This window comes from Aquaspirillum serpens DSM 68, from assembly GCF_000420525.1.
GTDB classification, from domain to species: Bacteria; Pseudomonadota; Gammaproteobacteria; order Burkholderiales; family Aquaspirillaceae; genus Aquaspirillum; species Aquaspirillum serpens.
This window is the reverse complement of record NZ_ATVC01000035.1, coordinates 1-15,351: the sequence shown is the minus strand read 5'-3', so window position 1 is coordinate 15,351 and position 15,351 is coordinate 1. Positions and strand designations below refer to the sequence as shown.

Sequence of the window (15,351 nt, the reverse complement as noted above, 5' to 3'; positions counted from 1 at the left end):
TAGACACTGCCTCATCTTCTTCGTGGATAGCAAAGGAATGCATCATGTTGTTATTACCGACTTATTTTCAGGGCATGGCGCTCGGCGCTGGTTTGATTATCAGCATTGGCGCACAAGGTACCCACGTCTTGCGGGTTGGCCTGCAACGGCAGCATGTCGGGATTACCGTTGCTCTGTGTATTTTGGTGGACATCATCCTGATTGGGTTGGGCGTGGCTGGGATGGGGTTATTGATCAGTGAAAATCCCCTGTTATTACAGCTGGCGCATTGGGGTGGGGCGCTGTTTCTATTGGCCTATGGTTGGCGGGCATGGCGCGCATGTTGGCAGGGCGGTGGCAGTTTGGCGACTTATCAAGCAGCACCGCTTAACCGTTGGCAAGCTGCGCTGACTGTATTAACGCTGTCGCTGTTAAACCCGCATGTCTATTTGGATACGCTGGTGGTGTTGGGGGCGATTGGCGGCAAATTACCAGAATATGCCCAGCTATCATTTTCACTCGGTGCCATGACCGCTTCTTTGCTGTGGTTTATTGTGTTGGGGTTTGGCGCTGGTTATTTAACCCGCTATTTTCAACGCCCACTGGCATGGCGGATGTTAGATGCCATCACTGGCTGCATTATGTGGGGCTTGGCTGTGGGCTTAATCATGGCCTCTCCCTTGTGATTTACCGTCGCCCCTCAATGTGTAATCTTTTTTGAGAGACTATGGGTCATGCGCTTTTCTCATTCCGGCCCCGCACCCACGGGGCGGCACGACTGGCAGACGCTAAAGACTTTAGTGCCTTATCTATTGGCCTTTAAAGGTCGATTAGCGATTGCGATTGCCTTATTAGTTGGGGCGAAACTGGCTAACGTCAGTGTGCCATTATTATTAAAAGATGTGGTGGACACGCTAAGTACCCGAGATGTGGTATTGGCGGTGCCGTTGGGCTTGGTGGCGGCGTATGGTTTAGCACGGTTGGCAACCAGCTTATTTGGTGAACTGCGCGATGCGGTATTTGCCAAAGTGGTGCAAGGGGCGATCCATCGGGTTGCGCTAGAAGTCTTTACCCACCTGTATCAACTTTCTTTACGTTTTCATCTTAATCGCCAAACCGGTGGCATGAGCCGTGACATTGAGCGAGGAACCAAGGGTATTGGTTTTTTGCTCAATTTCACAGTATTCAACATTCTGCCGACGCTGCTAGAAATTACCTTAGTCGCGGCGATTTTGTTCAGTAAGTATCACTGGTCATTTGCGGCTGTCACGTTTGCTACCATCGCCAGCTATATTGGCTTTACCTTGTGGGTAACCGAATGGCGGATGGTCTTTCGGCGCAGCATGAACGACTTGGATTCCAAGGCCAATAGTCGGGCGATTGATGCTTTGTTGAATTTTGAAACCGTCAAATATTTTGGTAACGAACGGTGGGAAATTCAACGCTACGACAACAGCTTGTCGGCATGGGAACACTCCGCGATTAAAAATCAGGTGTCTCTCAATCTGCTTAATGCTGGACAAGGAGCGATTATTGCCGCTGGGGTTACCGGTTTAATGTGGTTGGCGGCTTCTGGCGTGGTGGACGGCAGTATGAGCGTGGGTGACTTGGTGTTGGTGAATGCCTATCTCATCCAACTGTATGCGCCGTTGAACTTCCTCGGTTTTGTCTATCGCGAAATCAAACATTCCCTCGCTGATATGGAACGGATGTTCACCTTATTAAATGTCGAGCGTGAAGTGGATGACAAACCAGATGCGGTTACGCTGCAAACGCAACAGGCCAGCATTCGTTTCGAGCATGTGGCTTTTTCCTACGACGGCAAACGAGAAATCTTGCAAGGCATTGATTTAGACATTCCAGCCGGTAAGACATTAGCGGTGGTGGGGCGGTCTGGCGCAGGGAAATCGACGCTATCGCGCTTGCTGTTCCGGTTTTACGATGTCAATGACGGCAGTATCCGGATCAACGGCCATGATATTCGCCAACTCACCCAAGCCAGCTTGCGGGCCCATATCGGCATTGTGCCGCAGGATACGGTGTTATTTAACGACAGTATTTACTACAACATTGCCTATGGTCGTCCCGAAGCCAGTCGGGAAGAGGTGATTGCTGCTGCCCAAGCTGCGCATATTCACGATTTTGTGATGAGTTTGCCCGATGGCTATGACACGACGGTGGGTGAGCGCGGTTTGAAATTGTCGGGTGGCGAAAAACAACGGGTGGCGATTGCGCGTACCTTGTTAAAAAACCCGCCTATCCTCATTTTCGATGAAGCCACCAGCGCGTTAGACACCCGAACGGAGAAAGCGATTCAAAACGAGCTGGCGGCGATTTCTGCCAATCGCACCACTTTGATTATTGCCCATCGTCTATCGACGGTCGTCGATGCCGACCAAATTGCGGTGATGGATGGCGGCAAAATCATCGAAACAGGGACTCACCGTGAACTTTTAGCCCGCGATGGGGCCTATGCAGCACTGTGGCGTTTGCAACAAGAGAATCCAGAACAGGATTAACGATGGGCTCAATGTTCGATATCGAACATTGAGCGCTTGCCTATGCTTTACGTCAACGTAAAGCCGTGCTTATTTGACAGTGTCTGTTGTCGTGCAAAAAATCGTATTAGCTAAAATGTGCTGACTTTTGCTAACCCTATGATTTTACTGATGATAAAAAGATAAAAAAAAGCCCAAGTCGGTGAGGACTTGGGCTGAATCTACAAAGGAGAAATAGAGGAGAAACTATCAAGAAGCAATCGCTGCGTCTCAATGATGCGTATTATGGCTATGCTGCACTGCAATGTCAACCTCGATTGTTCGGAATGAATCAAAAATATAAATAAATGTCGAAAAATAGACCATATTTCAGTTCGGAAACGAAATGTAACGAAAATTCACCTGTTCCTGCGGTGTATAAAGCTTTGTGCGACAATCACCGTTTTGTTTATCTTGCTTGTGAGAACCTGTCGCTATGATGTTGCCTGATCCCCGTCCCAGTGTATTAACCCCACCCAAAAATGGTCTACTCGATTTAGTCGCAACGGTGTTAACTGCTTCTGAGGCTGAACAGCCGGCTGCTCAGCAACGCTTACAGATGGCAGTGGCAGAAACATTGATGATGCGTGACCAACAATCGCTGGCGCTGGCCCTACAATTTGCGTCCTCACAAGATGCCTATAAAACCCTGTGGCACGCACTGTGTGATGTACTAAGTCAATTGCCGGATGGTCGCCAAACGGCGGTGGTGTTTGCGTTGCCGGTGATTTTGGTGGTAGGTAGTAAAGAAGCTACGACGCTCTCAGGTGCGTTGACTGATACGGCCAGTATGTTGGCAACGTTGCAGCGGCACGGTTTAATTGCTGAAGATGCCGTTTGCCATCTGTTCCCCGAATTGCTCCACCCAGAATCATTGGCGGCGATTAGCATGCCCGACTTATATCGTTACGCTGAGACAATTGACGATGTGGAGCTTGGTTTGCCGTTTGAACGTTTGCCGGCGCCGGTACCCGCGAAAGATGAGGCGGTGTTTGTTCGCTATGTGTTAGGGATTGCGATGCAGCCTGCTGGCGCACCGCCGGTCTTGCGGCCACAAAGTCATGGCGCGTGGGCAATGGAAGTGATGCAGCAACTCAAAACCCAATTACATCACCCACAAGTGACCTTATTCCCAATCCCGATTCAACCTCAAGTATTACCAGAGGCCTTGCGTCAGGGGGCAGCTTTCCGCTTAGAAGTGAATATGCAGGTGTTTGCCAGTGGCATTATTCGCAAATTGCGTGAACATAATTTGCCAATTGTGGCGATTGCCAGTGCGCACGAAGGCGGCGAATTGCGTTTCACCATCAGCACCCCGGGTGAGGCAAAACACATGGCTGCCTATGCTTGGCCCTTGGCGGCTTTGGATTCTGTGCCCCATATTGTTGAGAATTTCTCGGCACTGATGAAAGAATGTCAAGTAAGCGATGTCCGCTTAATCCCGGGTATCCAAGCCAATGAAGTCAATGGCGTTCCTTTCTTTATCAGTAGCGTGGATCCCGAGGCACAACAAGTCGAAGTGCATTGATCTTTTACCGTGATGTTGACCAAGCCGCCTAATGAGGGCGGCTTTTTTGCTGAGTATGCAAAAATTAGAAACCGCTAAAGCCTGCAAATACACCATTCCAATCAACCGACTGCCCTGATCCGACAACTTGAATCATCTGGGTAACAGTATTGACCAATGAGGTGTGGATGACCGTGTCGGGAATGAGTTGTGGATTGGCGGGGGTGGAGTAGATATTCCCCATTAAATTCAGATAGTTGTTTAATACAGTTGGGTCTTGTGCGGCAAAGCCAGCTTGATTTTGCATGACAAAGCTGCTGATTTGCATGGGTTCGTTTATATCAATCGACTTCATAATACGAATCAAAGTCCCAAAAGCTTGTGACTCTGCATCGGTGGAATTGCCAAATGCGGTATTGTAATTGGCTTGTCCCACTTTGCTGACGATATCCGCCCGTAAAGATTCGGTAGACAGTGTGCCGCTATTGGTGTTGTAGGTGATGAGACTGCTCAAGGTGGCAGGGAAATTGCTCAGAACCGATGTGGTTGTGGTGGGTTGGCTGGTGCCGTTAAGCTCCGCTGCATTGAGCCCTCGACTCGAGAAGAAGCCGACCACATCGTTCTCTGATACGCCCACAATCTCGGCGATCATTGCATTAGTCACACCGAATTCTTTACACACACTGTGAATCTGTGCTGGCTGTGATAGGTTGTCTAAAAGAAACTGTTTTGCTGCATTCAGGCTGACGCCAAATTTGGCGAGATGGGTGGTTGCGCTCATGGTAATAATCTCCCTATTAAATCAAACAGTTGTATCAATTAAAATTCAACAACGCCTTCATTCTGTACTGTACCATAGTGAGCAATCTGGATTTTGATTCAGGCTAAAATTTTTTTGGAATACCAGAAATTAAGTCTATATGGGTAATCAAAGCGAGGCTTGTTATTTTTTGGGGATAAAAAAAGTCCCTAAGCAAACGGTTAGGGACTTGATGGTTCATGGTTCTACGATGGGGTGGAGTCGGTTAAGCGTTAATCGCCAACGCCATGCCAACACCTTTCCAATACTGCGTTTCTTGACGTAGCGCACTGGTCGTCAGGGGATTTTGTTCTAACCAATCTTCTGGTAAAGACAGACTAAATCGTTTGCCGTCAAATGTGAGGCCGATATGATCCGGCAAGGTTAAGTCGCTGCGGCTGCGTGAGAAAATCACTGCTAAACGCAATGCACATACCGCTGGCCAATCAATCTCACCAATGTCCCAGTTTAACAATTTGCTGAGTGAACCTTTATGGCTGACCACCAAAAACGCCAGATGTTTTTGCTCGCGCCGTGAAAAGCCGGGCATATCAGCTTGTTCAACGATATAAGCCGAGTGTTTGTGATAGCTGCTGTGAGCAATCGACAGACCGATTTCATGGAGCTTGGCTGCCCATTCAATCCGTTTCATCCGCTCTAAATCACTGACTGTGCCATCATTTAACATCATGGCAAAGCGGCATGCCAAAGTGGCGACACGCTGACTTTGTGGCAGATCGACATGGTAGCGCCGTTTGAATTGGGTTACGGTAGTTTCGCGCATATCGCGATGATGATGACGGCCCAGCATGTCATACAACACCCCTTCGCGTAGTGCACCATCGGTAACCTGCATCTGTTCGATGCCTAAACCTTGGAAGACGGCCAACATCACCGCTAAGCCACCTGAAATGACCGGTACCCGTTCTGCTCGCAGTCCTTCGATACTGACGTTTTTGATATGCCCAGCATCTATGAGTTGCTCTTTCAACCACTCCATCCCAGCGAGGGTAATTTCGCCATCACTGATTTCATTGGCTTCTAAAATATCGCGCAACGAACGGGCTGTTCCAGAAGTGCCAATGGCTTGGTCCCAATGGGCCTGAGCAAATTCATGGACTAGGGTTTGTACTTTATTGCCGGCAGCGGCTTCTGCTTCACGGAATTGGGCTTTGCCAATTTTGCCATCGGGGAAAAAACGGCGGCTGTAGCTGACACAGCCCATGGTTAAACTCTCGGTGCGGAGGGCTTTGTGTCCACTGCCAATAATAAACTCGGTCGAACCACCGCCAATATCCACCACCAAGCGCTTTTCACGGCTGCTAGGCAGGCTGTGTGCGGCGCCGAGGTAAATCAGTCGCGCTTCCTCACGACCAGCAATAATTTCAATTGGGAAACCTAATAATGCTTCGGCTTGGGCGATAAAGGCCGTGGCATTTTTAGAGACCCGTAAGGTATTGGTGCCAACAACACGCACTGCATCAGGGTTAAAACCCCGTAAGCGTTCGCCAAAGCGAGCTAAACAAGCTAATGCGCGTTCTTGGGTGGTTTCATCCAGATAGTTGTCTTCGGTCAACCCCCCACCAAGACGGACGGTGTCTTTCAGACTATCGAGGGTATAAATCTGATCGTCCACGATACGGGCGATTTGTAAGCGAAAGCTATTTGAGCCGAGATCAACGGCAGCAAGGGTTTGAAAATGCGGCTGATTCACCCTGTTATGCTCCTGCACTGAGAAAACGGCTTGATCATTAGGCTGACAAGGTACGGCACGTTTTCTATCAAAAAGGTTGGTAAATAAACACAAAACGGGCGACTGAATGCCGCCCGTTTCTCGCTACAACTGGTCGATCAACGACAAAATATTATAGGCCAGCGGCACGTTCAGCATCTTCAATGGCTAAATGGCGAATGTCTTTGCCTTTAACCAAATAGACGACATATTCAGCGATATTTTTTGAATGATCGCCGATACGTTCAATCGCTTTGCTGATAAAGAGCGTGTCGATTGACATTGAGATGGTGCGCGGGTCTTCCATCATAAAGGTAATCAGCTGGCGCAAGCTGGCGCTGAAGTCTTCATCCAGATAGCGATCTTGCTTAGCAACATCCATCGCTGCCGAGACATCCAAGCGCGCAAAGGCATCCAAAGCATGACGTAGCATGGAAAGCGCGACTTCTGCCATTTTATGAATTTCACGCAAGCGCGGCACATGCACACGATCGGCATCGAGAATCAGACGACCCATGCGGGCGATTTTTTGCGCTTCATCGCCAATACGCTCTAAATCGGTGATGGTTTTAATCACCGTCAACACCATCCGTAAATCAACGGCGGCAGGTTGGCGGCGTGCAATGATGAGCTGGCATTCCTCATCCAAGCCAATCTCCATTGAGTTGACTTGGGCATCGGTTTCGATCACACGCTCTAATGTATCGCGGTCGGCACGGGCCAAGCCATCGATAGCATTGCGAATTTGTTGTTCAACCAAGCCGCCCATCTGTAACACGCGGGTGCGAATGGATTCCAGTTCGAGATCGAACTGTTTAGAAATGTGTTCAGGCATCGTAACGTTTCCGTGTGGATTCAGGGGAAAGTAACGCGTTACCCTAGCAGGATGCTATGACGAAAACGTGACAATCCTGACGAATTGCAGCAAAAATTTTGCTCGACCACGTTGCGCCCGCGCTGTTTGGTGCGTTTTGGTTTATTTATACTCTTTTACACTGCCATCGGCCATGCCTAACAACAGCACATCTGCGTGTCGGCGGGCAAAGATACCACAGCACACGACACCGGGAATCTGGTTGATGGCTTCTTCCATTTCCACCGGTTTTTGAATATCTAAGCCGTGAACATCTAAAATCACATTGCCGTTATCCGTTACCACCCCTTGCCGCCATTCAGGATGACCGCCGAGTTTGACCAAATGTCGCGCTACCAAACTACGCGCCATTGGAATCACTTCAACAGGGACAGGAAATTCTCCCAATTTGCTGACGTATTTTGATTCATCGGCAATACACACAAAGGTCTCTGCAGCGGCTGCCACAATTTTTTCACGGGTCAATGCACCGCCACCCCCTTTAATCATGTGCATGTGATGGTTAATTTCATCTGCCCCATCGACATAGAGGGCGATATCACCCACGGCATTTAACTCTAATACTTGAATTCCAGCTGCTTTGAGGCGTTCGGTACTGGCGACTGAGCTTGACACGGCCGCATCGATACGATCGCGTTGTTGTGCCAGAGCATCAATAAAATAGTTGACGGTTGAACCGGTGCCAACGCCAATAATAGACGGCTTCTCGGGCAGAAAATCGAGAGCTTTTAGGGCAGCGTTGCGTTTGAGCGTATTTTGATCCATGACATTATTCCTGAGTGAACGGGCGACTATTAGCCAATTATCCCACAAGCGGCAGCTTATTGTGTTTTGCGCTGTAAGCTTGGGCGTGGCTTTGCGGTTAATAAACACACTGCCTCAGCGGCAATGCCTTCTCCACGACCTAAATGGCCGAGTTTTTCCGAGGTTTTGGCCTTAATATTCACTTGTTCTGGCTCAACACCGAGGTCGGCGGCGATATTGATTCGCATCTGTCCAATATGTGGGGCCATTTTTGGCGCTTGTGCAATAATCGTTGAATCGAGGTTGGCTAAAACCCAGCCAGCCGCCAACACACGCTGATATGCCTCGCGCAATAAAATGCGGCTATCCATACCGGCATATTTTGCGTCAGTATCTGGGAAATGTCGTCCAATATCGCCTAAACCTGCTGCGCCCAACAGCGCGTCGGTGATGGCGTGTAACAGCGCATCGGCATCCGAGTGTCCAGCCAAGCCTTTTTCATAGGGAATGTGGACACCACCAAGAATCAGCGGGCGACCAACTTCCAACCGGTGCACATCCCATCCTTGTCCAATTCTAAAACTCATTTTTTTCACCTTTCTGTTTTATCACCAAGCTGCCGCTAGCAAGGCTGCGCGCTTGTCGTTATGCTTAACGCTTTTATTGAAGCGTTTAGGAGATCTCATGCCTGCTCTATTGCCTCATCCCGATCCAGATGGTTTGCTGGAATATTCTGTGGTGTATACCGACCGTGCTTTGAATCACATGTCACAACGCTTTCAAGGTGTGATGCGTGATATTGCTCGTATTTTAAAATTAGTCTATCACGGCCACAGCGCAGTGATTGTGCCGGGTAGCGGTACGTTTGCGATGGAAGCGGTGGCGCGGCAGTTTGCGACTGGCCAACCGTGTTTGGTGATTCGTAATGGCTGGTTTAGTTACCGTTGGACGCAAATTTTTGAAGCCGGTTCGATCCCTTCCTCTTGTACCGTCTTAAAAGCCCGACAACAAGGTGAAGGGGCACAAGCGCCGTTTGCGCCTGCTCCGCTAGAAGAGGTGCTGGCAACGATTGCCGAACAACGTCCCGCTGTTGTGTTTGCACCTCATGTTGAGACCTCATCCGGCATGATCTTGCCAGATAGCTACATCAAAGCCGTCGCGGATGCGGTACATGCCGTGGGTGGCATGATGGTGTTGGACTGTATCGCATCGGGGACGGTTTGGGTTGATATGGCGGCAACGGGTGTGGATGTGCTGGTCAGTGCACCGCAAAAGGGCTGGAGTGGGGTGCCATGTGCCGGTTTTGTGGTGTTAAGCGAACTCGCCCGCCAGCGCATTGAGGCCACACAAAGCACAAGTTTTGCCTGTGATCTGAAAAAATGGCTACAAATCATGGAAACCTTTGAACAAGGTGGCCATGCTTATCATGCGACGATGCCAACGGATGCTTTGGCTTCTGTCCGTGATGTGATGTTAGAAACTGAGGCCTATGGTTTTGCTAAGGTTTGCGAAGAGCAAAAAGAATTGGGTCGTCAGGTGCGCGCTTTCTTAGTGGCCCGTGGTTTTCCCAGTGTTGCGGCCGAAGGTTTCCAAGCTCCCGGTGTCGTGGTGAGTTACACCACCGACCCTGACATTCAAACAGGTAAAAAGCTGATCACCGCGGGGGTGCAAATTGCCGCAGGGGTGCCGTTGCAATGTGATGAAGGCCCTGACTTCCGGACTTTCCGCATTGGCCTGTTTGGTTTAGATAAGCTCCATGCACCAGAACAAGCCGTAGCAAGGTTAGAACAAGGGTTTAGTGCCGCAGGTTTGTAAGCATGAAAAAAAGAGGATGTCACCATGACATCCTCTTTTTGGTTGCGCTAGTTGGAATTACACAAATTCTAAGCCTGTTTGTGCCAATCCGGTGAGGTTAATTTTACCGCTGGCCACATCGCTGGCTAATAAAGTCAGGCTAGCTGCGCTGTGGGCGCCGCTGTCTAACAGTCCTTGGAAATGATTGAGGTCTGCAGCTGAAGGCGCGGTACCGACAACATTAAAATACAAGGTTTCTACCACCGTTTTAGCACTTGCATTCACGCCAACTCGTGCATCAATTGCCAATTTTGCCAGTTGGGTTGCATTGCCACCTTCGTCTAAGAACTTCAAGCCAATGCCAACATACCCAGCATTCTTGACCGATTCGGCACCAAACGTCGCCGCCAGAATTTTGGCGACAGTTCCTGCATTGCCATCAAGGTCAAAAGCGCGTTTTTGATCGGCAAATACCAATCGTTCAAACGACACCAGTTTCTCTGTGCTTTCACTGCTGGTAACCGTCAGTGTTGTACCGTCGCGTGTTACTGTGTACTGAGAAAACGCTTTGCTAAAGGTTTTGCTATCGATACCTGACCCACCAGTATGCACGGTGCTGGTACTATTTTTCTCAACTAAGTAATACAGTTTGTTATCACTGTTGACATCGTTCCATTGGCCTAACTCACCAATCCCCCCTGTGGGCGCTGGCCATTTGCCCATGCCCAAGGCCAAACTGTCTTGAGCACCACCAAAGTCATCTGGTTCGGTGCCCAAACTGCCCTTGCCCCAGTTTTGATAGCCACTGCTGACATTGCTGCCATTAACCCACAGCCAATTCCCTTCGGTCACGCGGTCGCTGGCGCCAAGCCATACATAAGCCGCCCCGCCACCATCCTCTGCGGTGGGAAAGGACAGGTTTAAGGCACTGATGGCATTCACAATTGCCTGATTTTCGGCCTGTGATTCAATCATCGCCAAATAGCCTTGGCTTGCCTCGGCCGCCGTCTTCGCCTCAGTCCACGTTTTAGCAGTGGACACTAACTCGTAGCTGTGGCCACCATAAGAAAACTGATACGTCATGCTTCACCTCTTCTTAACAGAAAAATTTTTCTTATGCATAAAGAAGATAGCATATTATGTGGGAGGATAACCATACCTACTATAAACGTCTAAAAACACCCTAGGGCGGTAACAATTTGTTAGTCATCGACGGACATTAGACCATTAGACTTGAAACAATTTGTCACCTTCATGCTAAATGCGTTAGGCTTGTCGGCCTTTCTATTAGCGGAGGGGTGTGATGAGTTGGTTTGCTTTTCGGCCTCGTTTGTGGGACACGCTGCGTGGCTATGATCGCCAAGCTTTTCGCAATGATCTTTTTGCCGGCACTACCGTGGGTATTGTCGCCCTGCCGCTGGCCATGGCATTTGCGATTGCCTCCGGTGTCTCGCCGCAATCTGGTATTTTCACCGCCATCATTGCCGGTTTCCTCATTTCCGCCCTCGGTGGTACCCGAGTTTGTATCGGTGGCCCGACCGGTGCTTATATTGTCATTCTGTACGCGATTGTGTCGCGCTATGGTTTACAAAACCTCCTGATTTGTACCTTCATGGCGGGGGTGATGTTGGTAGCAATGGGGCTGCTGCGAATGGGGCAGATTATTAAATTCTTTCCCATGCCATTGATTACCGGCTTCACCAACGGCATCGCCATCCTGATTTTACTGACGCAGTTAAAAGATTTTCTTGGCTTAACCGTTACCATGCCTTCCGGCTTTTTTGCCACGCTGCAAACTCTTGAACAACATATTGTCGATTTTGATTCAACCACACTGTTGTTATCGAGTGCTTGTCTGGCTTTGATTTTGCTGTGGCCGAAAAAGTGGGGGAAGTTTTTACCGGCGCCGTTTGTGGTATTGGTGATCGCCAGTGTGTTAGTGCTGGTGCTGGATTTGCCGGTAGCAACGATTGGTAGCCGCTTTGGTGGTATTCCGCAAGGCTTGCCACAGTTCCAAATGTTGACCTTAGATTTGGCTAATCTGTCAGACCTGCTGTTGCCCTCGTTTACCATCGCTTTATTAGGGGCGATTGAGTCATTACTGTGCGCGGTAGTGGCGGATGCCCAAACCCACGATCATCACGACTCCAATCAAGAGTTATTAGCACAGGGCATTGCCAATATGGTGGTGCCGTTTTTTGGCGGGATTCCGGCGACAGGGGCGATTGCTCGCACCGCAGCCAATATCCAAAACGGCGGCAAAACGCCGATCGCCGGCATTGTTCACGCTGGTTTATTGTTAGTGGTGGTGTTAGTGGCCGCGCCTTTGGCTAAATACATACCACTGGCAGCTTTAGCCGCTATTTTGATTGCCGTCGGTTTGAAAATGGGTGATTGGGACATCCGTAAAGCCGCGCAATTCCCGAAACAAGACACGATTGTTTTAGTGATGACATTTGTGCTAACCGTGGTATTCGACCTCACGGTAGCGGTGCAAATTGGCATGTTATTAGCGGCGGTGTTCTTTATCCAACGCATGGCAAGCAGTACCTCGGTGCAACAACTGTCGCCAGAATATGGCTATGTGTTTGAACGCCACTCGATTGCGGGTAAAGACATTCCCACCGGCTGTATTGCGTTTCGGGTGGAAGGTGCGCTGTTTTTTGGGGCGGTGGATCGTTTAGATGACCTGTTAGAGCGCAGCGGCGACGCTTCCGTAGTGATTTTGCAATTACATCGTCTGGTGCTATTGGATACCACTGGTTTGCTGGCGTTGTCTGCACTACATCAACATTTCACGGAAGCAGGAAAAACACTGGTGTTATGTGGGGCTGGTGGCGAAACGGCAGAAATGTTGATCCACTCGCGAATTGCCTTACAGATGGGGGAACGGAATTTGCAACCTGATTTAGCTGCCGCGCTTGAGCGCGCCCGTGAGTTATTACATGTGCAACCCCATTTTTAAGTCCATGGAATAAAATAACTGCTGATATTCCAATTTTGCTTTTCATTATGCGTAAAAAACTTTTATTCTGAGTTCCGCGTGATGCTGGTGGCCTGTGAGCAACCGCTGGTGGATACCTTGGCTTTGACAGCAGCACAAAGACAAAATTTACAGATTGACGTTGGCGATACGGTACGGGTGGTGCCGTTGTCGGCGAGCACTGCGACACATTAAAAGGATAAAGCCGATGTCTGAACTCATCATTTCTCGCAACCCCGTTACACAGGAGATTATCTGGCAAGGACCGGCCGCCGATAGCGAGGCGATTGATCGTGCTGTGGCCGTCGCCAAAACACTGTTTGAGGTATGGCGCCGATGGTCGTTGGCTGAACGAATCGCTGTGATAGAGCAATTTGCCGCTGGGTTGACTGCTCGCCGAGAAGCGGTTGCAGAATGTATCAGCCGTGAAACTGGCAAACCATATTGGGAAGCGTTGACTGAAGTGCAATCGATGATTGGCAAAGTCGCGATTTCGGTGGCCGCTTATCACGAACGTACGGGGGAAAAAATCACCCCACAAGACGGTGGCCGCGCCACGTTGCGCCATCGTCCACATGGTGTGGTGGCAGTGTTTGGCCCTTATAACTTTCCTGCTCATCTGCCAAATGGTCATATTGTCCCTGCCCTGTTGGCTGGGAATTGTGTGTTATTCAAACCTTCCGAATTGACACCGGCGGTAGCGGTGTTGACTGCTGAAATTTGGCAACAGGCTGGCTTACCTGTTGGGGTGTTACAACTGGTCCTCGGCGGTAAAGAAACGGGGATGGCATTAGCGGCTCATCCACAACTCGATGGATTGTTTTTTACCGGAAGCTCACAAACCGGCTTGGCTCTCCATCGCCAATTTGCCGGCCAACCAGACAAAATCTTGGCATTGGAGATGGGGGGGAATAATCCGCTGATTGTCGATGCAGACCATATTGCTGATGTGGATGCCGCGCTTGTGATGGTGATTCAGTCGGCGTTTTTATCTGCCGGTCAACGTTGTACCTGCGCCCGCCGTGTGTTGGTGCCGCAGGGTGAAGCTGGCGACCGTTTTTTACAGCGTTTGGTCGATGTGGCAGCGCGGTTGCGCGTTGGGGCGTGGGACGATCAGCCTGCGCCATTTATGGGGGCGGTGATTTCCCTCGCAGCGGCGGAACAGCTTTTACAGGCACAGCAAAATTGGCTGGCGCGTGGTGCCACCGTGTTATTGCCGATGCAATCTGTCACTGCTGGGACTGCTTTATTATCGGCAGGGATACTCGATGTCAGTGCGGTGGCTGAGTTACCGGATGATGAAGAATTTGGCCCATTGCTGAAAGTGCAGCGTTGGTCTTCTTTTGAACAGGCCATCAAATTAGCCAATGCCACCCGTTTTGGTTTAGCGGCTGGTTTACTCTCTGATGCGGCGGATCGTTTTGAGTTGTTTTGGCAACAAGCGCGGGCAGGGATTGTGAATTGGAATAAACCTTTAACCGGTGCCTCCAGCGCCGCCCCATTTGGCGGCATCGGTGCGTCTGGTAATCACCGTCCGAGTGCGTATTACGCGGCAGATTATTGTGCGTATCCGGTGGCTGGGTTGGAAAGCGCACAGTTAACCCTACCACCCACGCTACCGCCTGGCATCTCACTTTGACATCCTCCCCGCCCTAAAGAACGGGGATTCCTACGGCGCTTTGGGCTGACTCAGCCTAAAGTCGCTTCGGTGGGTTCCTGCTGCTGGCGGCATTGCTGCACCGCTCACTTCACAGGCGAACAGGGCAAGTCCTGCCCTTTTTGTGACTTATGCGGCAGCTAAGATAGCTTGGCCGCGTTTTAGAACATTAATCGCACCGACAACATCAGCGTGGTTTTCATAGCCGCATTGCACACATTGAAACTGCGCTTGTGTTTGGCGGTTTTCAGCCGAGATATGACCACAGCTTGGGCAAGTGCGGCTGGTATTTTGTGGAGGTACGGCGATGAGATGGCCGCCGTTCCACGCTAGTTTGTAGTCCAACTGCCTCCGGAACTCACCCCAACCTTGATCGAGGATGGAACGGTTCAGGCCGGACTTGGCCCGAACATTTTTCCCTTCCGCTGACTTGGACATATTTTTTACCTGCAAATCTTCAATGCACACGATCGCGTGGTTTTTGCTGATGTAGCTTGAAGTTTGATGCAGGAAATGACGCCGGATGTTGGCAATACGCTGATGCAGCTTTTGGACCTTCTTTTTTGCTTTGAGCCAGTTGCGGCTGAATTTGACTTTGCGGCTCAAGGCTTGTTGCGCTTTTCGCAGCGCGTCTTGATGGCGTTTGAAGCTGTTGATCGGTTCGACAAAGGAGCCATCACTCAAAGTAGCAAAACGCGCAATCCCCATATCGATACCAACCATGCCGCCGGTTGGCGTTGGGATT

14 protein-coding genes are annotated in these 15,351 nt (G+C 50.0%); 7 read left to right on the top strand and 7 right to left on the bottom strand.

Features of this window, described 5'->3' with window-relative positions:
* Positions 1-44: 44 nt before the first annotated feature.
* From G465_RS0108080 to G465_RS0108070, 3 genes are all read left to right on the top strand, one after another.
* Entirely contained in the window at positions 45-665 is a 621-nt protein-coding gene (locus G465_RS0108080; protein WP_022653976.1) for a LysE/ArgO family amino acid transporter, read from the top strand.
* A gap of 48 nt (positions 666-713) precedes the next feature.
* Positions 714-2,498: an ABCB family ABC transporter ATP-binding protein/permease gene (locus tag G465_RS0108075; RefSeq protein WP_022653975.1), complete on the top strand. Its 1,785-nt coding sequence runs from the start codon at positions 714-716 to the stop codon at positions 2,496-2,498.
* A gap of 454 nt (positions 2,499-2,952) precedes the next feature.
* Positions 2,953-4,044 (top strand): hypothetical protein, encoded by a 1,092-nt coding sequence (locus G465_RS0108070; RefSeq protein WP_022653974.1) that lies wholly within the window; start codon positions 2,953-2,955, stop codon positions 4,042-4,044.
* A gap of 64 nt (positions 4,045-4,108) precedes the next feature.
* Here the strand turns inward: G465_RS0108070 and G465_RS0108065 are convergent, their stop codons facing one another.
* From G465_RS0108065 to ispF, 5 genes are all read right to left on the bottom strand, one after another.
* Positions 4,109-4,804, bottom strand: coding sequence for a hypothetical protein (locus G465_RS0108065; RefSeq protein ID WP_022653973.1), 696 nt, complete (start codon positions 4,802-4,804; stop codon positions 4,109-4,111).
* Between the two features lie 244 nt (positions 4,805-5,048).
* Entirely contained in the window at positions 5,049-6,536 is a 1,488-nt protein-coding gene (gene ppx / locus G465_RS0108060) for an exopolyphosphatase (protein ID WP_022653972.1), read from the bottom strand.
* Positions 6,537-6,687: 151 nt separating this feature from the next.
* Positions 6,688-7,389 (bottom strand): phosphate signaling complex protein PhoU, encoded by a 702-nt coding sequence (gene phoU, locus G465_RS0108050; RefSeq protein WP_022653971.1) that lies wholly within the window; start codon positions 7,387-7,389, stop codon positions 6,688-6,690.
* Positions 7,390-7,530: 141 nt separating this feature from the next.
* Complete coding sequence (gene rpiA / locus G465_RS0108045; protein ID WP_022653970.1) at positions 7,531-8,193, bottom strand: ribose-5-phosphate isomerase RpiA; 663 nt, start codon at positions 8,191-8,193, stop codon at positions 7,531-7,533.
* Positions 8,194-8,249: 56 nt separating this feature from the next.
* Entirely contained in the window at positions 8,250-8,759 is a 510-nt protein-coding gene (ispF, locus tag G465_RS0108040; RefSeq protein WP_022653969.1) for a 2-C-methyl-D-erythritol 2,4-cyclodiphosphate synthase, read from the bottom strand.
* A gap of 97 nt (positions 8,760-8,856) precedes the next feature.
* Here ispF and G465_RS0108035 point away from each other — a divergent pair, with 97 nt between their 5' ends.
* Complete coding sequence (locus tag G465_RS0108035; RefSeq protein ID WP_022653968.1) at positions 8,857-9,987, top strand: aminotransferase class V-fold PLP-dependent enzyme; 1,131 nt, start codon at positions 8,857-8,859, stop codon at positions 9,985-9,987.
* A gap of 57 nt (positions 9,988-10,044) precedes the next feature.
* On the opposite strand, the gene G465_RS0108030 is transcribed toward G465_RS0108035, so the two are convergent.
* The gene (locus G465_RS0108030; RefSeq protein WP_022653967.1) at positions 10,045-11,049 is read right to left on the bottom strand and encodes a lectin-like protein; all 1,005 of its coding nucleotides are present in this window, start codon (positions 11,047-11,049) and stop codon (positions 10,045-10,047) included.
* A 220-nt stretch (positions 11,050-11,269) separates the two neighbouring features.
* Here G465_RS0108030 and G465_RS0108025 point away from each other — a divergent pair, with 220 nt between their 5' ends.
* The 3 genes from G465_RS0108025 to astD all read left to right on the top strand — a co-directional run bounded on the left by G465_RS0108025 (position 11,270) and on the right by astD (position 14,588).
* Positions 11,270-12,931 carry a SulP family inorganic anion transporter gene (locus tag G465_RS0108025; RefSeq protein ID WP_022653966.1) on the top strand — a complete coding sequence of 554 codons (1,662 nt, stop codon included), beginning with the start codon at positions 11,270-11,272 and terminating at the stop codon, positions 12,929-12,931.
* Positions 12,932-13,009: 78 nt separating this feature from the next.
* Positions 13,010-13,144, top strand: coding sequence for a hypothetical protein (locus tag G465_RS16365; RefSeq protein ID WP_281166780.1), 135 nt, complete (start codon positions 13,010-13,012; stop codon positions 13,142-13,144).
* Positions 13,145-13,157: 13 nt separating this feature from the next.
* Positions 13,158-14,588, top strand: a complete 1,431-nt coding sequence (gene astD, locus G465_RS0108020) for a succinylglutamate-semialdehyde dehydrogenase (protein WP_022653964.1) — start codon at positions 13,158-13,160, stop codon at positions 14,586-14,588.
* A 147-nt stretch (positions 14,589-14,735) separates the two neighbouring features.
* Here the strand turns inward: astD and G465_RS14020 are convergent.
* On the bottom strand, positions 14,736-15,351 hold a 616-nt coding region (locus G465_RS14020), incomplete at its 5' end, for an RNA-guided endonuclease InsQ/TnpB family protein (RefSeq protein WP_022653963.1).

What these genes read in the sequence shown, in the direction of transcription:
- G465_RS0108080 (WP_022653976.1), top strand. Translation starts at nt 45, where the DNA reads ATGTTGTTATTACCGACTTATTTTCAGGGCATGGCGCTCGGCGCTGGT.
- G465_RS0108075 (WP_022653975.1), top strand. Translation starts at nt 714, where the DNA reads ATGCGCTTTTCTCATTCCGGCCCCGCACCCACGGGGCGGCACGACTGG.
- G465_RS0108070 (WP_022653974.1), top strand. Translation starts at nt 2,953, where the DNA reads ATGATGTTGCCTGATCCCCGTCCCAGTGTATTAACCCCACCCAAAAAT.
- G465_RS0108065 (WP_022653973.1), bottom strand. Translation starts at nt 4,804, where the DNA reads ATGAGCGCAACCACCCATCTCGCCAAATTTGGCGTCAGCCTGAATGCA.
- phoU (WP_022653971.1), bottom strand. Translation starts at nt 7,389, where the DNA reads ATGCCTGAACACATTTCTAAACAGTTCGATCTCGAACTGGAATCCATT.
- rpiA (WP_022653970.1), bottom strand. Translation starts at nt 8,193, where the DNA reads ATGGATCAAAATACGCTCAAACGCAACGCTGCCCTAAAAGCTCTCGAT.
- ispF (WP_022653969.1), bottom strand. Translation starts at nt 8,759, where the DNA reads ATGAGTTTTAGAATTGGACAAGGATGGGATGTGCACCGGTTGGAAGTT.
- G465_RS0108035 (WP_022653968.1), top strand. Translation starts at nt 8,857, where the DNA reads ATGCCTGCTCTATTGCCTCATCCCGATCCAGATGGTTTGCTGGAATAT.
- G465_RS0108030 (WP_022653967.1), bottom strand. Translation starts at nt 11,049, where the DNA reads ATGACGTATCAGTTTTCTTATGGTGGCCACAGCTACGAGTTAGTGTCC.
- G465_RS0108025 (WP_022653966.1), top strand. Translation starts at nt 11,270, where the DNA reads ATGAGTTGGTTTGCTTTTCGGCCTCGTTTGTGGGACACGCTGCGTGGC.
- astD (WP_022653964.1), top strand. Translation starts at nt 13,158, where the DNA reads ATGTCTGAACTCATCATTTCTCGCAACCCCGTTACACAGGAGATTATC.